We start from the raw sequence: 21,155 nt of genomic DNA, 5'->3' as shown, positions 1-21,155 counted from the left end.
AGATGCTGAAGAACTTCTGGTACGCGGTCGAGTTCGCCGACCGGGTCACCACCAAGCCGATGCGGGTGACCGTGCTGGGCCAGCACCTGGCGCTGTACCGCACCCCGAAGGGCCGCCCGGTGGCGCTGTCGGACCTGTGCGTGCACCGGGGTGCGGCGCTGTCGGGCGGCTGGACCAAGGACGGCTGCATCGTCTGCCCGTACCACGGCTGGGAGTACGACGCGGACGGGCAGTGCACCAAGATCCCGGCGAACCTGCCGGGGCGCGCCATCCCGAAGAAGGCGCGCGTCGACTCGTACCCGGTGCAGGAGAAGTACGGCTTCGTGTGGGTGTTCCTCGGCGACCTGCCCGAGGCCGAGCGCCCGCCGCTGCCGGTGTGGCCGGAGTTCGACGACCTCAAGGAGAACGGCGGCCGCTTCCGGGCGGTGACCGGCGAGTTCCTGTGGCACTCCAACTACGAGCGGATCCTGGAGAACGGCTGCGACATCGCGCACGCCCCGTTCGTGCACGCGGGCGCGTTCGGCAACCCGGAGCGCCCGGAGGTGCAGGAGTACGAGCTGGAGGTGCCGGACGAGTGGTCGGCGTTCGCCACCGTCGACCTGTTCCCGCCGCGCCCCAAGGGCATCTGGTCGATGCTCAACCGGAACAAGGGCGACCTGAACAACCGGCCGCCGGTGCGCACCTCGGCGGGCTGGATGCTGCCGAACATGATCAAGCTGCACGTGCGGCTGCCGATCGGCGAGCTGATCATCTACGACACGAACATCCCGATCGACGAGACGACCACCCTGGTCAAGTGGGTGGCGCTGCGCACCTTCTTCACCGGCAAGTGGGCCGACAAGAACGCCGTGCAGCGCACCTTGAAGATCTTCTACGAGGACGCCGAGGTCGTGAACAAGGTGCGGCCCGAGCTGCTGCCCTTCGACCTGGGCGCGGAGCTGCACATCAAGAGCGACCTGATCGCGGTGCACTACCGGCGCCGCCGCCAGGAGCTGGCCGAGAAGGGCTGGCTGCTGTCCGACGAGGACACCATCACCGGTGACGTGCCCCGGCGTACCGCGACCGTCATCGCCTCCCCCGCCCGCCGCGAGAACCCCGAACTGGCCCGTGCCTGGGTGCACAAGGCGCGCGGCGAGCACCCCACCGTCCAGGCCGCCTGGGACGCCGCCGAGGCGGACGCCCGAACCCCCGAGGAGCCGTCGTGAGCCTGCCCGCCGACCTGTGCGAGGCCACCCTGCAGCGCATCCTGGCCCGCCACCCCGACCTCAAGCCGGTCGAGACGCCGCTGGCCGAGCTGCGCAGCCCGATGTCGCCCGCGCCGGTGGGCAGCGTGCGGATCTTCCGGGGTACGTCGGTCGCCAAGCTGGTCTACGTCGGCCTGGTCGTGCCGATGATCCACCTGGACAGCCACATGATCTTCGCGTTCACACCGGAGGACTCGGCCGTCCCGCACTTCACCCTCGACTCGGTGTACGGCGGCTCGTACCACGCCTTCCACCTCGACCTGATCCCGCGCGCCGACCTCGCCGCGCACCTGCCCTACCTGGACGCGGCCTTCCGCCCGCTGACCGAGACCTTCGACGCCGCCTCGGCGACCGAGGGCCTGTCCCCGGCCGCGATCGGGCCGCGCCAGCGGGCCATCATGTCGCCGTGGATGCTGGTCAACCGGGCCACCGAGGACGCCTTCGCCAGCATCAACGGGTACGTCGACGCCTACGCCGACCACTGGTCGGGGCTGGTCGAGACCGGCCTGCCCGCCGAGGCGGCCGCGAGCGTGGCCGGAGTGGACCTGGCGGCCCGGGACGCGGCGGTGCGCGGCAACATCTTCAGCCGCGACGTCGACCCGGTCTGGGCGCAGGTGTCGCGACTGCTCGGCGACGAGACCACCGACGCGATCCGGGCCGAGCTGGTGGCCAATGGCTGAGCAGCCCAGCGTCTGGCAGCAGCGCATCGCCGGGCAGTGGCACGGGCGGCCGTCGCTGTTCGACGCCACCGGGACCTGGTGCGGGTTCGAGGAGATCCACCGGTCGTCGGTGTTCGAGAACGGCGTCACCACGTACTACATGAACGGCGGCCTGATCGGCGGCGGACCCCTGGCCGGGCAGTTCCGGCTGGGGGCGCCGTTCGCGTTCGGGGTGGTCGACGCCGACGACAACCGGGTCTACACCGGGCCGGACTTCTACGGCACCGGCCAGCCCTACGGCGGGTTCGTGGACTCGCACTACTACGGCCCCGGCTGGCAGGTCGACCTGAACACCTGGAACCAGGTGCTGCCCGACGGCGAGACGCAGGTCTACTCGTCGGTGCTGTACCAGGGCTGGTCGGTGGTGGGCTGCTTCAACGGCGTCTACACCCGCACCCTGGACGACTCGCCCGAGTCAACGCAGCGGGTCGAGGATTTCCTGGCCGGGGAGAGCCGGCGCGGTGCCGTCCCGTACATCACCCCGACCAAGCAGGCCGGGGCGTACGTGGGCAGCTGCGAGCTGTTCGGCGCCGACCAGAAGCCGCGCGGCACCGTGGACGTGCGCATCGCGCTCGACCCCGTCGACCTGCTGCACACCACCCGCACCGTCACCTGGTCCGGGGCCCTGTCCCGGACCGCGGCCTTCAGCGCCCGCCGCGACGGCAACCGCCACTTCTACGAGGGCCCGCAGGCCTGGGGCAACGCCATCGGCTTCGGCCGGGCGCTGTTCGGCTCGCTGCACTTCACCGACGTGACCAAGCTGAAGTTCCGCGAGTTCGCCATCGACGCCGAGCCGGGCATGTCCGCCGACGGGCGCCTGGCCGTCGTGTACGAGGTGTTCCAGGGCAACGTCCTGGACGCGGTCCTGCACGGGGTGCTGCACTGGGAGGCCTCGTGAGCAAGGTCGTCGTCGTCACGGGCGGCACCCGGGGCATCGGCCTCGGCCTGGTCCGCGAGCTGTCGGCGCGGGGCGCCCAGGTGGTCTTCTGCGGCCGCTCGGTCGACTCGGTCAGACGGGCCCAGGAGCAGGTGCCGCAGGCGTACGGAGTGGTCGCCGACGTCACCGACCGCGCGGCGGTCCAGCGGCTGTGGGACGCGGCCGCCGAGCGGCACGGCCGGGTCGACATCTGGATCAACAACGCGGGCATGTCCCCGGCCCGCAAGCGGCTTTGGGAACTGCCCGCGGCCGAGCTGGACGCCACCGTGGACCTCAACCTGCGCGGCCTGCTGCACGCCAACGCCGTCGTGCTCGGCGCCATGGCCGCCCAGGGTGCGGGAGCGGTGTGGAACATGGAGGGGTTCGGCTCCAACGGCATGCGCCGACCGGGCCTCACCGTGTACGGCGCGACCAAGCGGGCGGTCACGTACACCACCGACAGCCTCGCCAAAGAGGTCGAGGGCACCGGGGTGACCGTGCACCACCTGTCGCCGGGCATGGTCGTCACCGACCTGCTCACCCACGATTACACCCCCGAGGAACTGGCCCAGGCAAAGAAGATCTTCAACATCCTGGCCGACCGGGTAGAGACGGTCACGCCGTGGTTGGCCGAGAAGGTGCTGGCCGGCGCACCCAACGGCGCGCGGGTCGCGTGGCTGACCCAGCGCAAGGCGTTCTTCAGGTTCCTGACCGCGTTCCGCAAGCGCGACGTCTTCGGAGAAGAAGCATGAACGAACACGGTTACCCGGTGGTCATGGCGCTGGAGGACTACGTCCCCACGCTGCTCGCCATGTTCGGGTTCTGGCTGCTCGGCGGGGCGGCCCGCGACATCGACCGCCGCGTGGCCACGGCCGGGCGGATCGGCGCCGTCCTGATCGGACTGGGCGGGGTCGCCAAGTCGACCTGGAAGCTGATCCTGTCCACCGCCGACCAGGACCACCCCTGGCTGCAGCAGTCGCTGTTCCCGCTGATGGCGACCGGGGCGCTGCTGGTGCTGTGGTCGCTGCACACCAGCCTGCGCGGCCGGACCGCGCCGTGGTGGCCGTACGCGCTGATCGCGGCCGCCGTCGCGGGCGCCGCGGTCGGCACCGCCAGCCTTCAGCCGCCCTTCATCGCCGCCACCGTCGGCGTCACCACGATCAGCATCCTCGGCGCGGTACTGGCCTGGCGGCGCCGGGTCTTCGGCGCGGTCGCGCTGTTCGTGATCGGGCTGGTCGGCGTCACCGCGATGGTGCCGCTGCGCTCGCACCCGGAGCACCACACGCTGACGTTCCAGTGGCTGGAGCAGGGCATCAACACCGCCTCGCAGGCGCTGTTCCTGATCGCCGCCTGGCTGACGGTGCGGGCCGCCGCGCGCACCGCGACCCTGGCGGAGGTGCCCGCATGACCGACGCGCTGGGCTGGCGCCGCAAGTTCGGCGTCATCGCCCCGTCGACCAACACCATCGTCGAGCCCGACTTCTATTCGATGACGGTGCCCGGCGTGACCGCGCACTTCTCCCGCATCCACATCCGCAACCAGGACCTCTCCGACGACTCGCAGTTCGAGAACCTGCTGGTCCAGATCCGCGACGAGATCGGCGCCGCCTGCGAGCGGGTGCTGACCTGCGAACCGGACTACATGGTCATGGGCATGTCGGCGGAGACGTTCTGGGGCGGGGTCGAGGGCAACCGGGAGTTCGTCCGGCAGATCAAGTCGATCACCGGACTGGAGGTGGCCACCGGCGCCGAGGCGTGCGAGCGCGCGCTGAAGCTGTACGGGGCGCGCCGCATCGGCGTGGTCACGCCGTACCAGCCGGTGGGCGACGAGAACGTGGTGAAGTTCTTCTCCGAGATCGGCTTCGAGGTCACCGCGATCGAAGGGCTCAAGTGCCCGACCGCGGTGTCCATCGCCCACGTCAGCGAGGAGCGGCTGCGCGAGGCGATCCTCGCCGTGGACGGGCCCGAGGTGGACGCGATCGTCCAGTGCGGCACCAACCTGTCGATGGTGCGGCTGGCCGACGAGGCCGAGCGGTGGCTGGGCAAGCCGGTCATCGCCATCAACGCCGCCACCTGGTGGATGGCGCTGCGCGACAACGGCATCAACGACAAGGTGTACGGCGCGGGCTCCCTGCTCCGCGACCACTGACCCACCCCTCCCACCCGCCCCGCCTCCGCCCCGGTGGCGTTTTCCAGCAGTTTCGGGGAAAGTGCACGAATCAGCGCCAAGATTCCGGCACTTTCCCCGAAACTGCACCCTGGGCACGGCGCGGCCACCCTCCCCGATAGGTGGCATGATGATTTCTGCTCTGCTGGGTGCTGTCGCGATCTGCATGCTGGGGCTGGGGGTGTACGCGCTGCGGTTGCGCGCCACCACAGGTTCGGCGGCCGTCCTCGTCGCGGTCCTCTGCACCGGCCTGGCCTATGACAACACCGCGGTCGCCGTCGGCTCCTCACTCGGCTACGGCCCGACGCTGGAAGCCGTGAATGCGGGACGCTACTGGGTCCACGCCCTGCTCACCCCGCTACTGCTCGTCGGGGCGGTGCTGATCGGGGCACGGCTCGGGGTGGCCGTCCTCGCCCGGCGGGGCGTGATCACCGCCGCCGGGGTCCTCGCGCTGGTGCTGATCGCCCTGGGCGCCGCCACCGACATCGTGCGGCTGGACCTCGAACCGGCCGCGTACGCCGACACGCTGCGCTACACCAACACCGCCGCGGCCGGACCGCCGGTGCCCGCGATCGTCACGATGCTGGCGTTGATCGTGATCGGAGCGCTGCTGTGGCGCCAGGCCCGGACGGTATGGCTGCTGCTCGGCGCGGTGGCCATGTTCGTCGCGGCCGGGGCCGGGTTCCGCCACTTCTGGCTCGGCAACCTCGGCGAGCTGGCGCTCCAGGCCACGATCGTGGCGACCCTGGTCGCGGCGGCGCGACCCGGTCCGGCCCGGCCGTAGCGCCGCCGCGCCCACCCGCTCCGAGATCTTGTGCACCTTCCGTCGCCGGAGCGACGCGAAGTGCACAAGATCTCGAACCATCGCGGCCCAGCCGGGCGCCGACGCCGCCGGCTCGATCACGCTCGCGGTCCGGTCCCGGGCGGGCGGCGGGACCCAGGGTTCACCACGTCAGGCATCGACCGCATCGCCGTCACCGTCGCCGATCTCTGACGTCCCGCGCGCTGGCAAGCGACCGGCGATCCTACCGATGCATGGGCATCCGTCCGGTTGCGAGGCTTCCAGCACGTCCCAACCCGACAGTCCCCGGAGGGGTCACATGCGTATGCGTCACCGTCTCGCCGCACTCGCCGCAACCCTGGTCGCCGCCACCGCCACGTTCCTGGCGCCGGCGACCGCGGCAAACGCCGCGACCAGCACCCCCGTGATCTTCGTGCACGGCTACACCGGCAGCGGCTCCAACTGGACCACCGCGCTCTCGGTGTTCCGCGCGGGCGGGTTCAGCAAGCTCTACACGTACAACTACAACTGGGCCGGGTCGAACAAGGTCAGCGCGGCCGGGCTGCGCGACTACGTCAACTCGGTGCGCGCCTCGACCGGCGCGTCGAAGGTCGCGATCGTCAACCACTCGATGGGCGGCCTGGTCACCCGCTGGTACCTGGAGGAGCTGGGCGGCTCGGCGTACGTCAGCCACGTCGCCTCGATCGCCGGGGCCAACCACGGCACCACCTACGCGGGCGCCTGCCTGATCAACGTCTCCTGCATCGAGATGTACCCGGGCTCGCTGTTCATCCTCGACCTCGCCGACGGCGACGAGACGCCCGGCACCGCGAAGTACGGCACCTGGTACTCCGCCTGCGACGGCATCATCATCCCGTACACCAGCACGCCGCTGTCCGGGGCCAGCAACAACAACGTGGCCTGCGAGACCCACATCGGGTTCCTCACGAACACCAGCGTGCTGACGCAGATCCGCTCCTTCATCGCGGCCTGACCCGCGACCCTGGCGCTCCCCGCGTGGCACCGGCGCGGGGAGCGCCGCCGGCTGTCCCCTGCGAACGCCACCTCTCGAACGGAGCCTCGATGACCCAGACCCCCGCCCCGACCGCCTGGACGCTGGCCGTGGACCGCGCCGACCTGTCGCGCGTGACCGTGGCGGCGCATCCGCTGCCCGACCTGGTCGACGGCGAGGTGCTGCTGCGGGTGGACCGGGTCGGCGTGACCGCCAACAACATCACCTATGCGGTGCTGGGCGAGTCGTTCCGCTACTGGGAGTTCTTCCCGCCGCAGCCGCGCGGGCTGGACGCCGCCTGGGGGCTGCCGCCGGTGTGGGGCTTCGCCGAGGTGCAGGCCTCGACCGTGCCCGGGGTGACGCCCGGCCGGCGGCTCTACGGCTACCTGCCGCCAGCCTCGCACCTGGTCGTACGGCCCGACCGGGTGGACGCGCAGGGCTTCCGCGACGCGTCCGCGCACCGCGCCGAGCTGCCGTCGCCGTACAACGCCTACCGGCTGACCACCGGCGACCAGGCGTACGACGCCGCGCAGGAGGATCTGCTGATCCTGTTCCGGCCGCTGTTCTTCACCTCGTTCATGCTCGCCGACCAGCTCGAGGACAGCGGCTACCACGGCGCCGAGGCGCTGGTCGTCTCCTCGGCGTCGAGCAAGACGGCCTACGCGGCGGCGTTCGAACTGCACGGCAAGGGGCCGCGACTGGTCGGGCTCACCTCGCCCGGCAACGTCGCGTTCACCGCGGACCTGGGCTGCTACGACGAGGTGCTCACCTACGACCGGGTGCACGACCTAGACCCGGACCGGCCGACGGTCTACCTCGACCTGTCCGGCCGTCCCGAGGTGCGGGAGGCGGTGCGCGCCCGCCTCGGCCCGCGCCTGGTGCACGACCTCGCCGTCGGGCTGACCTCGCAGACGCCCAACGCGCAGAGTGCGTCGGCGGTGTTCTTCGCCCCGGTCCAGATGCGCAAGCGGACCCAGGACTGGGGCCGCGACGGGCTGGACGCGCGGTTCGCCGACGCGTGGCGCCGGTTCAGTGTCGCCGCCCGCGACTGGGTGGACGTGACCGTGGGCACCGGCCCGGACGCGCTGCGGGCGGCGTGGCTGGACGTGCTGGGCGGCCGCGCTCCCGCCCGGACCGGGCACGTGGTCGCCATGCGGTAGGCGTACCCGGAACAGGGGCCGCACCGGCTGAGCGGTGCGGCCCCTGTCTGCATCAGCCGCCGACGTGGATGCCTGGGCGGCGGACCGGGTCGGGTTCGGCCTGGCGCAGGATCTCCCGGACGACCGGCGGGGTGTCGCCGCGGCCGAGGATCAGGTAGCGCAGCAGGTGCGTCACCGGGGCGCCCTCGGACCACTCGAAGTAGCAGTGCGGGCGTACGCCGGTGGTGTCGCGCAGCGCGAGCAGGATGGCCGCGATGGCGTTGGGTGCGGCCGGGGCGCTGGCGCGCAGCACCCGGTGGCCGCCGACCTGCACCCCTTCCACCCGCAGCACGTCTCGGAACGCCGACGGGTCGACCACGTCGATCTCCAGGAAGATCACGTCGGCGCGGCCCGGGACGGGGTTCATGCCGCGCTGCTCGCGCTCCTTGGCGGCGTACTCGGCGACGTCGCCGTCCTGGCGCCGGTTGGCGATCAGGTTGAGCGCGCCGTCGTGGGCCAGGGAGTCGGTGACGAACACCCGCGCGGCCTTGTCGAACTCGATGCGCTCGACGCGCAGCTCGGTGGTGCGCGACGCCCGCGAGATCAGCGAGATCAGGATGATGGCGCCGATGAACGCCGCCGAGATGGCGATGCCGTCGGGCTTCTCCCGGATGTTCTCGACCAGGGCGTACAGCAGGATCAGGGTGAGCACGCCGAAGCCGGTGGCGGCCGCCTTACGGCGGTAGCGCCAGGCGGAGATGGTGACCGCGACGCTGCCGGAGACCATCATCGCCAGGATGCCGGTGGCGTACGCCCCGGCCTGCGCCTCGACGTCGGCGCCGAAGGCGAGCGTGACGCCGACGCAGACACCGGTGTAGACCAGGACCACCGGCCGGACCGCGCGCGCCCACTCCGGCGCCATGCCGTAGGAGGGCAGGTAGCGCGGCACGATGTTGATCAGGCCGGCCATCGCGGAGGCGCCCGCGAACCACAGGATCAGGATCGTGCTGATGTCGTACACGGTGCCGAACGCCCCGCCGAGGTGCTCGTGCGCCAGGAAGGCCAGGGCGCGGCCCTGCGCGGCGCCGCCGTGCTGGAACTCCTTCGCCGGGATCAGCACGGTGGTGACGAAGCTGGTCGCCAGCAGGTACACCGACATGACCAGCGCGGCGACGGTCAGCAGCTTGCGGGTGTTGCGCACCCGCGACACCATCCGCTGCTTCGGGTCCGCCCCGTCGGCGGCGATCAGCGGCATCATGCTGACGCCCGTCTCGAACCCGGACAGGCCGAGCACCAGCAGCGGGAACGCCAGCACGGCCGGGCCGAGCAGCCCGGTCCAGCCACCGCCGCCTGAGGTGAGCTGGCCGGTCCAGGACGACCAGGCGCCCGGGGTGGTGAACACCTCGACCAGGCCCGCCACGACGATGACGGCGTTGAGGGTGAGGAAGACCGCGACGAGCGGGATGGCGACGCCGACGGCCTCGTTGAAGCCGAGCAGGAACACCCCGCCCAGGATCACCAGCAGCAGCACGGTGATCAGGACCGCGTGGCCCTCCAGGAAGTGCGGCGCGAGCGGGTTCTCCAGCAGGTGCACCGAGGCGTCGGCGGCGGACAGCGTGATCGTGATGATCCACGAGGTGGCCACGAAGCCCAGCAGCACCAGTACGAAGATCTTGCCGCGCCAGAACGGCAGCAGGTCCTCCAGCATCGCCACCGAGCCCTGCCCGTGCGGGCTCTCCTTGGCCACCCGCCGGTACATCGGCAGCATGCCCAGCAGCGTCAACGCGATGATCAGCAGCGTGGCCAGCGGCGACAGCGCCCCGGCGGCGGTGGCCGCGATGGCGGGCAGGTAGGCCAGCGTGGAGAAGTAGTCCACGCCGGTGAGGCACATCACCTTCCACCAGGCCTGCGGCGGGGCGTGGCTCTCGTCGGCCTCGGGGCCGACCGGCTGCACCCGGTGCTGCAGCAGCCAGCGGCTCACCTTCCCGACCGGACCCGGGGCCCGGTCGGGGCTGTCCACCACCGCTGGGATGGCGTATTCCTTGGTATCGCCGCTCATGACCTTCCGCTACCCAACCTGAACCCGACTCGTGACAGTGCTGGAACACCATAGGCCCGCCTGTCACGGGGCACACGCCCGGTAGGTCAGGGCGCCACGGTGATCCCGGCCACCACGAGTCCGTCGGCGACGTGCCACCGGCCGTCGAATCCGGTCAGCACCCGGCCGTCCGGGCAGTCGCCGGGCACCAGCAGGCGCGCGCGGAAGGTCCCGGCCCGCGGGTCGAGGGCGACGTCGGCCTCCAGGAAGTCCAGCCACCGGCCGCCGGTCAGCGGCGACCACGTCTTGTAGACGGCCTCCTTGGCGCAGAACAGCAGCCGGTCCCAGTGCACCTGCGGGGCGGTCCGGGCCAGGCCGTCGAGGTGGCGCCGCTCGGACTCCGACGTGATCATGCCGAGCACGCCCTCGGGCAGGGCGTCGTGCGGCTCGGCGTCGATGCCGACCGAGGCGAAGTCGGCCGCGCGGGCCACCGCCGCGGCGCGGTAGCCGTCGCAGTGGGTCAGGCTGCCGACCACCCCGGCGGGCCAGGTCGGCGCGCCGCGTACGCCGGGCAGCAGCGGCGCCGGTGCGAAGCCGAGCTCGGCCAGGGCCGCGCGGGCACACACGCGGACGGTGGTGAACTCGCGCCGCCGCTTGTCGACCGCCTTGGCGATCTGCGCCTGCTCCTGCGGGAACAGCACGTCGGGGGCGTGCTCGGGGTCGGCGAACACGGCGGCGACGCGTACGGCCGACGGCAGCACCTGCTCGATCATGCCGTCACCGGCAGGATCCGGCGCGGCTTGGGCGGGTTCGTACCCCGGTGGCCCCACTCGCGCGGGTAGCCCACCGACACCTCCTCGAACCGCACCCCGTCCTCATAGGTGGTACGGGGGATGTGCAGGTGGCCGTAGACCACGGCGGCGGCCCGGTAGCGCACGTGCCAGTCGGCCGACAGCTCGGTGCCGCACCACTGCGCGAACACCGGGTAGCGCAGCACCAGCGTGGGCGTGCGGGTCAGCGGCCAGTGGTTGATCAGCACCGTGGGCAGGCTCTCGTCCCGGCCGGCCAGCAGCCGCTCGGTGTGCTCGACCCGCGCCCGGCACCACGCCTCCCGGCTCGGGTACGGATCGGGGTGCAGCACGTACTCGTCCGAGCACACGATGCCCTCCGCGTACGCCTGGGCCAGGCCCTCCTCCTTGTTGCTCGCCCCGGCGGGGCGGAACGTGTAGTCGTACAGCAGGAACAGCGGCGCGACCGTGACCGGCCCGTCGGGCCCGGACCACACCGGGAACGGATCCTCCGGCGTGACCACGTCCAGCTCCCGGCACACCTTGACCAGCAGCTCGTAGCGGTCCACCCCGCGCACCTGCACCGGGTCGTGCGGCGAGGTCCACAGCTCGTGGTTGCCCGGCGCCCAGATCACCTTGGCCCAGTGGGCGGCCAGCGTCTCCAGCACCATGGCGACGTCGGCGACGTTCTCGGCCACGTCACCGGCGACGATGAGCCAGTCGCCCGGATCCTGCGGGCGCAGGGACAGCGCGTACTCCCGGTTCTGCGGATACGCCACATGCAGGTCGCTGATCGCGTAGAGCCCCGCCATCCGATCCCCCACCCGTCCGTCCATTTCGGTGCCAGTCTGCCGTGACCATGCTGCCATGCCGTGGTCGGATTGCCCGCCCGCGTCGATGCGCACCGGCGCGTGGCAGACTGCCCTGATGCGCAGCGAACCGACGCCCACGCCCACCGAGCACCTCGACCAGCTGCGGGAGGTGGCCGGGCGCGTGTTCGGCTGGCCGTCGCTGCGACCGGCGCAGGAGGAGGCGATGGCGCAGGTCATGGCCGGGCGCGACACGCTCGTGGTGTCCCCCACCGGGTCGGGCAAGTCGGCGATCTACCAGGTGCCGGCGATGCTGGTCGGCGGCCCCACCATCGTGGTGTCGCCGCTGATCGCGCTGCAGCGCGACCAGGTGCAGAGCCTGCTGGAGCGCGGCGCCGCCGACGCGCACGTGGTCAACTCGTCGCGCCCGGACAGTGCCAACGCCGCGGCGTTCGAGGCGCTGCGCGCGGGCGCGGCCGAGTTCCTGTTCCTGGCGCCCGAGCAGCTGGCCAAGGACGACGTGGTGGCCGAGCTGGCCGAGGCGAAGCCCTCGCTGTTCGTGGTGGACGAGGCGCACTGCGTCTCCTCCTGGGGGCACGACTTCCGGCCCGACTACCTGCGGCTGGGCGAGGTCGTGGCGCGGCTGGGGCACCCGACCGTGCTGGCGCTGACGGCGACCGCGTCGCCGCCGGTGCGCGCCGACATCGTCGAGCGGCTGGGCATGCGCGACGCGCTGCAGCTGGTCAAGGGGTTCGACCGGCCCAACATCCGGCTGGAGGTGTCGCGCGAGATCACCGAGCGGGAGAAGCGCCGCGAGATCGTCGACCGGATCATCGCGCTGGACCCGCCCGGCCTGCTCTACGTGCAGACCCGCGCCGAGACCGAGGAGTACGCGCAGGCGCTGGCCGAGGCCGGGGAGGAGGCGTACGCGTACCACGCGGGGCTGTCGGCCGCCGAGCGCGCCCGGGTGCACGACGCGTTCCTGGCCTCCGACCGGGTCATCGTCGTGGCCACCTCGGCGTTCGGCATGGGCATCGACAAGCCGGGGGTGCGGTTCGTCGTGCACGCCGCGCCCGCCGAGTCGCTGGACTCGTACTACCAGCAGATCGGGCGCGCGGGCCGCGACGGCGACCCGGCCGCCGCCGTGCTCTACTTCCGCCCCGAGGACCTGCGCCTGCCCCGCTTCTTCTCCTCCGGCACCGTCGACGAGGAGCTGCTCACCCTGGTGTCCACCGCGCTCATCGCGGCGGACCGCCCGGTGGACATCGACGACCTCGTCGCGGAGCTGGACGTCACCCGGGCCCGGATCACCCGCGCGGCCAACCTGCTGCAGCAGGCCGAGGCGCTCACCTCCGGCCCCGAGGGCCTGCGCTGGTCCGGCGGCACGCCCGAGCAGGCGGTCGCGGCCGCCGCGCAGGAGGCCGAGCAGCAGCGGACCATCGAGCTGACCCGCGTCGAGATGATGCGGGGGTACGCCGAGACCGACGACTGCCGCCGCCAGTTCCTGCTCGGCTACTTCGGCGAGCAGCTGCCCGGCCTCTGCGGCAACTGCGACACCTGCGCCGCCGGGACCGCGCAGGACGACGCGGCGGCCGACGGCGAGTTCGCGGTGCAGGCGCGGGTGCGCCACGCCGAGTGGGGCCCCGGCATCGTCATGCGCACCGAGCCCGACCGGATCACGGTGCTGTTCGACGAGGTCGGCTACCGCACCCTGTCCCTGAAGGCGGTCCGCGCCCGCAGCCTGCTCACCCTCAGCTGAGCGGAGGACACGGCGACGGCGGCACCCCGGTTGCCGGGTGCCGCCGCCTTCGCTGTGGCAGGGTGGGACGTCGTGAGCCACGATGATCCGGCCGACAGCCGCAGCCAGCGCGAACGCATGCTGGCCGGTGACCTGTACCAGGGCAGCGACCCGGTGCTGGCCGCCGAGAGCGACCAGGCGCGGCGGCTGTGCGCCCGGTTCAACGCGTGCGACCCGGCCGACCCGCACCGGCGCGAGATCCTGGCCGAGCTGCTGGGCTCGCTCGGCGAAGGCACCGAGATCCGGGCGCCGTTCTACTGCGACTACGGCTACCAGCTCCGGATCGGGGCGCGCTGCTTCGCCAACTTCGGGCTGGTCGCCCTGGACGTCGCCGCGATCACCATCGGCGACGACGTCCAGATCGGACCGAACGTGCAGCTGCTCACGCCGACGCACCCGCTGGAGCCGGGGCCGCGCCGCGACAAGTGGGAGGCGGCGCTGCCCATCACCATCGGCGACAACGTATGGCTGGGCGGCGGCGCGATCATCCTGCCCGGGGTGACCGTCGGCGCGAACAGCGTCATCGGCGCGGGCGCCGTGGTCACCCGGGACGTGCCGCCCGCCGTGGTCGCCGTGGGCAACCCGGCCCGGGTGGTCCGCCGCCTGGCCGGCTGACCGCTCAGCCCACCGCCGATACCCCGGCGCCGGCTTCGGGCAGGTCGCCGGAGTCCCCGGCCGCGCCGCTCCGCTCCGCTCGGCGCACCAGCAGCACACCTGCGGCCAGCGACAGCAGCGGCAGCCCGAAGACCACCAGCCACTGGTCGGGCCGCAGCGCCTGCGCTGAGCCCATCGGCACCGGCGCGAACATCACGTCGTCGACCAGCCACGGCACGGCGAACATGGTGAGCAGGTTCGGCACGGCGAGCACCGCGAACCGGCGCCGCACCCCGGCGGCCAGCCCCGCCAGGCACACCACCACGACCAGCACGCAGACCGGGGTCAGCACCGCGGAGACCGGACCGCCGATCCCGAGCCGCCGCAGCCACTCGCTGGACGCGTAGACGGTGTCCTCGTAGTACACGACCTTCCCCGGCGCGCCGTCGAAGAAGATCGCCTTGCCCTCCGGCGGTTCCCGCAGCATGTCCTCCAGCAGGGGCAGGAAGCCCAGCACAAGCAGCGCCGCCGCCACGACGCAGGCGCGGGCGGAGCCGAGCACGGTGCGCCCGCCGGTGGTCCCCCGAAGCGTCAGCGCCACGGCCGTACCCACCGCGAGCACCAGCGTCCACCACCGTTCGAGCAGCACCGTGCTCGGCTCCGCCACGGAGCGGGGCAGCTCGGCCAGCTGCCAGAGGACGACCGCCCAGGCCGCCAGCGCCGCCGGCACGCGCAGCCGGGCGAAGGCCGCGAGCGCGACCACCGGCCAGCCCAGCACCAGCACCCACTCCATCGGCGCGCGCGCCTGCAGGATCGGCCCGCCGAACCAGACCCACTGCACGTCACGCAGCTGGAGCGCGGCCAGCACCATGGCGCCGACCAGTCCGAAGACCCCGGCCGAGGTGCGCCAGGAGCGGTTCACCGCGGCGGCCACCGGACGGGTCCCCCGGCTGCCCAGGCGTAGCGACACCGCGCAGAACAGCAGGTTCACCGTCTCGCGGATGCCGGGCACCCGCTGCCCGGGGCGCGCCCCCGCCAGCAGCACGCCGATCATCTCGTCGCCGTACTCGGCGCGGTGGGCGGCCGGGTACAGCGCCAGCAGGCGCTCGTAGCGGCGGGCCAGCAGGTCGCTCATGCGAGCCCCGTCCCGGGGCGCGGCGTGAACCCGGCCAGGCGGCTGGCGGCCGCGTCGGCGTTGCGGCGCAGGCGCAGCGCCTCGCCGGACAGGCGCTGCTGCCCGGCACCGGTGAGCCGGTAGTAGCGGCGCAGTCGCGACTGGACGATCTCCTCCCGCTCGACCTCGATCAGGCCGCTGGTGCGCAGCCGGTCCAGTACGGAGTAGAGCGTGCCCGCGTGCAGGCGCACCTGCCCGCCGGATATCTCGCGAACGTCTTCGATGACCGCGTATCCGTGCTTCGGCTCGGCCGCCAGGGCGGTGAGGATCAGGAACGCGGGCTCGCCAAGGGGTAGCTCAGCCATGAGGCGAGCATATACGTCTTCGAAATATATTCAACCGCAAGGCATACAGGCCTCGCTGTTCCGCATCGGACGTCCAGGCAGGACGGCGGCTACTGGGTCGGACCAAGCGCGCCAGCCGGTCCGGCGGCCAGGCCCGGCTCCTTGAGCTCGACGAAGACGGCGTGGGTGCCGGTGTCGCCGATGTTCTCGCCCACGTGCTCCTGCGCGGAGACCCAGCGCACCTGCCCGGCGGGCAGCTCCACCTCGACCTCGCGGCCGCCGGAGGAGACCCGGCGCCGGAAGGCGCTCAGCGTGTACATCACGCTGTCGGGGTGGCGGTGCGGATGGGTGCGGTCGCCGGGGCGGTCGCGGTACTCCAGCACCCGCACCCGGTCGTTCTCGAAGATGACGGTGTAGCACTCCGGGTCGGTGACCACCGGATCGTCCTGGATCATGGGCAGGTCCGCTTCTACGAGAGCCGCTTTCGTGGGACTACGGTACCATGATGGAGATGCCGATGCCATATGAGACGACCGGGCGCACCAACCAGAAGGCGCGCACCCGGCAGGCACTGGTCGAGGCGGCCCGCAGGCTGCTCGCCGAGGGGCAGACGCCGCAGGTGGAGGACGCGGCCGAGGCGTCGGGCATCTCCCGCACCACCGCGTACCGCTACTTCCCCAACCAGCGCGAACTGCTGCACGCGGCCCAGCCCGACATCGCCCCCGACACGCTGCTCGGCCCGGACGCGCCCGGCACCCTGCCCGAGCGGCTGGACGCGTTCGTCGAGGCCTTCTGCGACTACAACTTCACCTGGCAGCACCAGTTGCGGGCGGCGCTGCGGGTGGCGCTGGAACCGGGCGCGGCCCGGCCGACGCTGCGGCAGGGCCGGGCCGTGGCCTGGGTCGAGGACGCGCTGCGCCCGCTGGCCGCGACCCATCCGCGGGTGGACCGCCACGAACTCGCGGTGGCGATCCGGTCGGCCATCGGCATCGAGTCGCTGATCTGGCTCACCGACATCGCCGGGTACGACCGCACCCAGGCCACCCGCACCGTCCACCGCACCGCCCGCGCCCTGCTGGACGCCGCGACGGACGCGACGGGGGCGACGGGGGCGACGGACGGTGCAGTTTCGGGAAAAGTGCACGAAAAAGCGCCATGATCGCTGCAGTTTCCCCGAACCTGCAGCGATCATGGCGCGGCGACGTCGCGATGCGGTGCCGCGTCGCCTACGGGCGGAAGCGGTCTCCGTAGCGGTCGGCCAGTTCGGCGGCGCGGCCGGGGAAGTCCGGGTGCTGGGCGATGAAGCGCAGCACGCCGCCGGTCCAGGCCGGATAGCCGATGCCGAGGATCGACCCGATGTTGCCGTCGGCCTCGGAGCGCAGCACGCCCTCGTCGAGGCAGCGCCGCGACTCGATCGCCTCGACGAACAGCATCCGGTCCTTGATGTCCTCGATCGGCACCGCCCGCCCCGCCTCGGTGGCGTACGCCGCGAGCCCGGACCAGAGCCCGGCCCGCCGCCCGTCGGCGTACTCGTAGAACCCGGCGCCGCCGGAGCGCCCCGGGCGGGTGTGCGCGTCGACCAGGGCGTCGATCAGGGCGTGCGCGGGCACCTCGGCGCGGGCCTGCCCGGCGGCCTGCGCCGAACGCCGGATGCGCTGCATCAGGGTCAGGGTCACCTCGTCGGCCAGCGCCAGCGGCCCGGTCGGGTACCCGGCCTGCAGCGCCGCGTGCTCGATCGAGGCGGGCGGCACGCCCTCGGCGACCATGGTGATCGCCTCCTCGATGAACGTGCCGATGACCCGGCTGGTGAAGAAGCCCCGGCTGTCGTTCACCACGATCGGCGTCTTGCCGATCAGGCGGCCCAGGTCGAACGCGCGCGCGATGGCGGCGTCGCCGGTCTGGGCCCCGACCACGATCTCCAGCAGCGGCATCTTGTCCACGGGCGAGAAGAAGTGCATGCCGACGACGTCACCGGGCCGGTCCAGCGGCTCGGCGATCTGCGTGATGGGCAGCGTGGACGTGTTCGAGGCGAGCAGCGCGCCCTCCCCCACGACCGCGCTCACCTCGGCCAGCACCCGGTGCTTGAGGGCCAGGTCCTCGAAGACGGCCTCGATGACCACGTCGCACCCGGCCAGGTCGGCCGCGTCGGCGGTCGGGGTGATCCGGTCCAGCAGCGCGGCCGCCGCCTCGGCGCTCAGCCGCCCCTTGGCGACCTGCCCGGCCACCAGCTTCTCGCTGTAGCCGCGCCCCTTGGCCGCCGCCTCCAGGGTCATGTCCTTGAGCAGCACGTCAAGCCCGGCCTTGGCGCAGACGTACGCGATGCCCGCGCCCATCATGCCCGCGCCCAGCACGGCCACCCGGGTGGCGGCGGTGGGCGGCAGCTGCGGCCGGTTGGCGCCGGAGTTGACCGCCTTCAGGTCGAAGAACAGCGCCCCGATCATGTTCTTGGCGATCTGCCCGGTCAGCAGGCTGACCAGGTAGCGGGTCTCGATCAGGGTCGCGGTGTCGACGTCGACCAGCGCCCCTTCGACCGCGGTGGCGAGGATCGCCTCGGGCGCGGGCAGGCTCGCCCCCTTGAGCTGCTTGCGCAGGTTCGCCGCGTACGCGGGCAGCTGCACGGCGACCTTGGGGTCGTTCGGGCCGCCGCCCGGGATCCGGAAGCCCTTGCGGTCCCAGGGCTGGGACGCGCCGGGGTTGGCCGCGATCCAGGCGCGGGCGGCCGCGAACATGGCCTCGGGCGTGGAGACGACCTCGTCGGCGAGCCCGGCCACCTTCGCGTCGGCAGGGCGGAACTGCCGACCGGTGAGCAGCACGTTCATCAGGGCCGGGGCCAGGCCCAGCATCCGTACGGTGCGGGTGACGCCGCCCGCGCCGGGCAGCAGCCCGAGGGTGACCTCGGGCAGGCCCAGGCGGCAGCCCTTGGCGTCGAGGACGACGCGGTGGTGGCAGGCCAGCGCGATCTCCAGGCCGCCGCCCAGCGCCGAGCCGTTGACCGCCGCGACGACCGGGCGGCCCAGCTTCTCCAGCCGGCGCAGGTCGTGCTTGATCCGGTTGACCAGCTCGGTGAGCGCGGACGCGTCCTCGGGCTGCGCCTTGACCATCAGGTCGAGGTCGCCACCGGCGAAGAAGGTGGACTTCGCGCTGGTCACGATCACGCCGGTGATCCGGTCGCGGTCGGCTTCCAGGCGGTCCAGCGCGGCGCCCATCGCGGTGACGTACCGGTCGTTCATGGTGTTGGCGGACTGCTCGGGGTCGTCCATGGTCAGCGTGACGACGCCGTCGGCGCCCAGTTCGTAGGAGATCACAGCCTCGCCCCTCAGCAGCGCTCGATGATGGTGGCGACGCCCATGCCGCCGCCGATGCACAGGGTGATCAGTCCGCGGCGCTGCTCGCGCCGCTCCAGCTCGTCGAGCACCGTGCCGACCAGCATCGCCCCGGTGGCGCCCAGCGGGTGCCCCAGCGCGATGGCGCCGCCGTTGACGTTGAGCCGCTCCGGATCGAGGTCGAGGTCCTTGCGGTAGCGCAGCACGGCGGCGGAGAACGCCTCGTTCATCTCCCACAGGTCGATGTCGTCGGCGGTCAGCCCGGCCGCCGCCAGCGCCTTGCGGCTGGCCGGGGCGGGGCCGGTGAGCATCAGCGTCGGGTCGGCGCCGCTGACGCCGACGGCGGCGATCCGGGCGCGCGGGGTGAGGCCGAGTTCCCGGCCGACCTGCTCGGACCCGATCAGCACCAGCGCGGCGCCGTCGACGATGCCCGAGGAGTTGCCCGCGGTGTGCACGTGCTCGATCGCCTCGAGCCAGTGGTACTTGCGCAGCGCGACCGCGTCGAACCCGCCCGCGTCGCCGACCGCCGCGAACGACGCGGGCAGCGCCCCGAGCCCGTCCAGGGTGGTGGTGGGCCGCAGGTGCTCGTCCCGTTCCAGGATCAGTACGCCGTTGCGGTCGCGCACCGGCACGACCGACCGGTCGAACCAGCCCGCGGCCTGCGCGTGCGCGGCCCGCTGCTGGGAGGTCAGCGCGTACGAGTCGACGTCGGCGCGGCTGAAGCTCTCCACCGTCGCGATCAGGTCGGCGCTGATGCCCTGCGGGATGAACGAGGTGGTCAGCGCGGTCTCGGGGTCCATCGCCCAGGCGCCGCCGTCGGAGCCCATCGGCACCCGCGACATCGACTCGACGCCGCCCGCCACGATCAGGTGCTCCCAGCCGGAGCGGATCTTCTGCGCGGCGATGTTGACCGCCTCCAGCCCGGAGGCGCAGAACCGGTCCAGCTGCACGCCGCCGACGTGGTCGGGCAGCCCGGCCGCCAGCGCGGCCGCCTTGGGCAGCACCCCGCCCTGCTCGCCGACCGGGGTGACGATGCCGAGCAGCAGGTCCTCGATCCGGGCCGGGTCGAGCCCGGGGTTGCGCTCGCGCAGCGCGTCGATCAGGCCGGTGACCAGCGTGATCGGCTTGACGCCGTGCAGCGAGCCGGTGGCCCGGCCGCGGCCGCGCGGGGTGCGGACCGCGTCGTAGATGAACGCTTCAGAGGGCACGGGCCAGCAGCTCCTTCATGATCTCGTTGGTGCCGCCGTAGATCTTCTGCGCGCGTGCGTCGGCGTACATGCGCGCGATCGGGTACTCGGTCATGTAGCCGTAGCCGCCGAACAGCTGCAGGCAGCGGTCGATGACGGTGCACTGCGACTCGGTCAGGTGGAACTTGGCCATCGCCGCGGTCGGCAGGTCGAGCTCGCCGTCGAGGTGGCGCTGCACGCAGTCGTCCAGGAAGATCCGGCCGGTACGGACCAGGGCGGCGCACTCGGCCAGTGTGAACCGGGTGTTCTGCTGGGCGTAGACCGGCTTGCCGAACGCGGTCCGCTCCTTGGTGTACGCCACGGTCAGCTCCAGTGCCCGCTCCATCGCCGCCACCGCGCCGACGGCGATGACCAGGCGCTCCTGCGGCAGCTGCTGCATCATCTGGACGAACCCGAGGCCGGGCAGGCCGCCGAGGATCGCGCTGCCCGGGATCCGGTAGTCGTCGAAGAACAGCTCGGCGGTGTCGTTGGCCTGCAATCCGATCTTGTGCAGGGTGCGGCCGCGCCGGAAGCCGGGCGGGTCGTCGCGCAGGTCGCACACGATCAGCGAGATGCCGGAGGCGCCCTGGTCGCGGTCGGTCTTGACGGCCAGCAGCAGTACGTCGGCCAGCTGCCCGTTGGTGATGAACGTCTTGGCGCCGTTGACGACCAGGTCGTCGCCGTCGGCTCGGGCCCAGGTGCGCATCGACTGCAGGTCCGAGCCGCCGGACGGCTCGGTCATCGCGATCGCGCCGACCAGCTCGCCGCTGCACAGGCCGGGCAGGTAGGCGCGCTTCTGCTCGTCGGTGCCGTACGCGGTCAGGTAGCCGGTGACGATGCCGCTGTGCACGGCCAGCCCCAGACTCGCGTCCCCCGAGTACGTCTGCTGCTCGAACAGGACGGTCTCGTGGCTGAAGTCGCCGCCGCCCCCGCCGTACTCCTCCGGCACGGACAGGCCGAGCAGGCCGAGCGCGCCGGCGCGGCGGTAGAGCTCGCGGTCGGTGTGGCCCTGCGCGGCGAACTCCTGCTCGCGGGGCGTCACCTCCCGGCTGAAGAACGTGGCGACCGTCTCGGCCAGCGCGTCATGATCGGCGCTGCGCCACCGGGACCGGTAGCCGTCGAGCCCAGGGATTGCGGGCATGGG

General features: G+C 72.4%; 21 protein-coding genes. 12 read left to right on the top strand and 9 right to left on the bottom strand.

From position 1 onward, the window contains the following. Positions 1-2 precede the first annotated feature (2 nt). The 9 genes from QEZ54_RS18980 to QEZ54_RS18940 all read left to right on the top strand — a co-directional run bounded on the left by QEZ54_RS18980 (position 3) and on the right by QEZ54_RS18940 (position 7,998). Positions 3-1,205, top strand: coding sequence for an aromatic ring-hydroxylating dioxygenase subunit alpha (locus QEZ54_RS18980; protein ID WP_281305985.1), 1,203 nt, complete (start codon positions 3-5; stop codon positions 1,203-1,205). Further along, entirely contained in the window at positions 1,202-1,924 is a 723-nt protein-coding gene (locus QEZ54_RS18975) for a hypothetical protein (RefSeq protein ID WP_281305984.1), read from the top strand. Before QEZ54_RS18980 ends, QEZ54_RS18975 begins: the two co-directional genes overlap by 4 nt. Then, positions 1,917-2,861 (top strand): hypothetical protein, encoded by a 945-nt coding sequence (locus QEZ54_RS18970; RefSeq protein WP_281305983.1) that lies wholly within the window; start codon positions 1,917-1,919, stop codon positions 2,859-2,861. Before QEZ54_RS18975 ends, QEZ54_RS18970 begins: the two co-directional genes overlap by 8 nt. Next, entirely contained in the window at positions 2,858-3,631 is a 774-nt protein-coding gene (locus QEZ54_RS18965; RefSeq protein ID WP_281305982.1) for an SDR family oxidoreductase, read from the top strand. Before QEZ54_RS18970 ends, QEZ54_RS18965 begins: the two co-directional genes overlap by 4 nt. Next, complete coding sequence (locus QEZ54_RS18960; RefSeq protein ID WP_281305981.1) at positions 3,628-4,287, top strand: hypothetical protein; 660 nt, start codon at positions 3,628-3,630, stop codon at positions 4,285-4,287. Before QEZ54_RS18965 ends, QEZ54_RS18960 begins: the two co-directional genes overlap by 4 nt. Continuing rightward, a complete protein-coding gene (locus QEZ54_RS18955) occupies positions 4,284-5,027 on the top strand; it encodes an arylmalonate decarboxylase (RefSeq protein WP_281305980.1) in 744 nt (247 codons plus the stop codon). The genes QEZ54_RS18960 and QEZ54_RS18955 overlap by 4 nt, the downstream gene beginning before the upstream one ends. Positions 5,028-5,175: 148 nt before the next feature. Then, positions 5,176-5,829 (top strand): hypothetical protein, encoded by a 654-nt coding sequence (locus tag QEZ54_RS18950; RefSeq protein ID WP_281305979.1) that lies wholly within the window; start codon positions 5,176-5,178, stop codon positions 5,827-5,829. A 316-nt stretch (positions 5,830-6,145) separates the two neighbouring features. Beyond that, positions 6,146-6,820, top strand: a complete 675-nt coding sequence (locus QEZ54_RS18945) for an alpha/beta fold hydrolase (RefSeq protein ID WP_281305978.1) — start codon at positions 6,146-6,148, stop codon at positions 6,818-6,820. A gap of 89 nt (positions 6,821-6,909) precedes the next feature. Next, positions 6,910-7,998, top strand: a complete 1,089-nt coding sequence (locus tag QEZ54_RS18940; RefSeq protein ID WP_281305977.1) for a DUF2855 family protein — start codon at positions 6,910-6,912, stop codon at positions 7,996-7,998. Between the two features lie 52 nt (positions 7,999-8,050). Here the strand turns inward: QEZ54_RS18940 and QEZ54_RS18935 are convergent, their stop codons facing one another. The 3 genes from QEZ54_RS18935 to QEZ54_RS18925 all read right to left on the bottom strand — a co-directional run bounded on the left by QEZ54_RS18935 (position 8,051) and on the right by QEZ54_RS18925 (position 11,639). Next, positions 8,051-10,036, bottom strand: a complete 1,986-nt coding sequence (locus QEZ54_RS18935) for an amino acid transporter (RefSeq protein WP_281305976.1) — start codon at positions 10,034-10,036, stop codon at positions 8,051-8,053. 86 nt (positions 10,037-10,122) lie between these two features. Further along, positions 10,123-10,788: a 4'-phosphopantetheinyl transferase superfamily protein gene (locus QEZ54_RS18930; RefSeq protein ID WP_281305975.1), complete on the bottom strand. Its 666-nt coding sequence runs from the start codon at positions 10,786-10,788 to the stop codon at positions 10,123-10,125. Continuing rightward, a complete protein-coding gene (locus tag QEZ54_RS18925) occupies positions 10,785-11,639 on the bottom strand; it encodes a metallophosphoesterase (protein WP_281305974.1) in 855 nt (284 codons plus the stop codon). The genes QEZ54_RS18930 and QEZ54_RS18925 overlap by 4 nt, the downstream gene beginning before the upstream one ends. 91 nt (positions 11,640-11,730) lie before the next feature. Here QEZ54_RS18925 and QEZ54_RS18920 point away from each other — a divergent pair, with 91 nt between their 5' ends. After that, on the top strand, positions 11,731-13,371 hold the full coding sequence (locus QEZ54_RS18920) for a RecQ family ATP-dependent DNA helicase (protein ID WP_281305973.1): 1,641 nt from the start codon (positions 11,731-11,733) through the stop codon (positions 13,369-13,371). A gap of 72 nt (positions 13,372-13,443) precedes the next feature. Beyond that, entirely contained in the window at positions 13,444-14,025 is a 582-nt protein-coding gene (locus QEZ54_RS18915; RefSeq protein ID WP_348650555.1) for a sugar O-acetyltransferase, read from the top strand. A 4-nt stretch (positions 14,026-14,029) separates the two neighbouring features. Here QEZ54_RS18915 and QEZ54_RS18910 read toward each other — a convergent pair whose 3' ends face one another. The 3 genes from QEZ54_RS18910 to QEZ54_RS18900 form a co-directional block, all read right to left on the bottom strand. Beyond that, entirely contained in the window at positions 14,030-15,139 is a 1,110-nt protein-coding gene (locus tag QEZ54_RS18910) for a hypothetical protein (RefSeq protein ID WP_281305972.1), read from the bottom strand. Further along, positions 15,136-15,483, bottom strand: a complete 348-nt coding sequence (locus QEZ54_RS18905) for a PadR family transcriptional regulator (RefSeq protein WP_281305971.1) — start codon at positions 15,481-15,483, stop codon at positions 15,136-15,138. Before QEZ54_RS18905 ends, QEZ54_RS18910 begins: the two co-directional genes overlap by 4 nt. Before the next feature lie 89 nt (positions 15,484-15,572). Continuing rightward, positions 15,573-15,917, bottom strand: a complete 345-nt coding sequence (locus QEZ54_RS18900; RefSeq protein WP_281305970.1) for a cytoplasmic protein — start codon at positions 15,915-15,917, stop codon at positions 15,573-15,575. A 56-nt stretch (positions 15,918-15,973) separates the two neighbouring features. Between QEZ54_RS18900 and QEZ54_RS18895 the strand changes: the two genes are divergently transcribed. Then, positions 15,974-16,621, top strand: a complete 648-nt coding sequence (locus QEZ54_RS18895) for a TetR/AcrR family transcriptional regulator (RefSeq protein WP_281305969.1) — start codon at positions 15,974-15,976, stop codon at positions 16,619-16,621. A gap of 67 nt (positions 16,622-16,688) precedes the next feature. Here the strand turns inward: QEZ54_RS18895 and QEZ54_RS18890 are convergent, their stop codons facing one another. From QEZ54_RS18890 to QEZ54_RS18880, 3 genes are read right to left on the bottom strand one after another with little or no spacing between them, the layout of a single operon-like run. Then, positions 16,689-18,767: a 3-hydroxyacyl-CoA dehydrogenase NAD-binding domain-containing protein gene (locus QEZ54_RS18890; protein WP_281305968.1), complete on the bottom strand. Its 2,079-nt coding sequence runs from the start codon at positions 18,765-18,767 to the stop codon at positions 16,689-16,691. Positions 18,768-18,778: 11 nt separating this feature from the next. Then, positions 18,779-19,993 (bottom strand): acetyl-CoA C-acetyltransferase, encoded by a 1,215-nt coding sequence (locus QEZ54_RS18885; protein WP_281305967.1) that lies wholly within the window; start codon positions 19,991-19,993, stop codon positions 18,779-18,781. Continuing rightward, positions 19,983-21,152 (bottom strand): acyl-CoA dehydrogenase family protein, encoded by a 1,170-nt coding sequence (locus QEZ54_RS18880; protein WP_281305966.1) that lies wholly within the window; start codon positions 21,150-21,152, stop codon positions 19,983-19,985. Before QEZ54_RS18880 ends, QEZ54_RS18885 begins: the two co-directional genes overlap by 11 nt. Positions 21,153-21,155: the final 3 nt, after the last annotated feature.

The organism is Catellatospora sp. KI3, assembly GCF_029948125.1.
GTDB lineage: Bacteria > Actinomycetota > Actinomycetes > Mycobacteriales > Micromonosporaceae > Catellatospora.
This window is presented reverse-complemented; position numbering and strand designations above follow the sequence as displayed.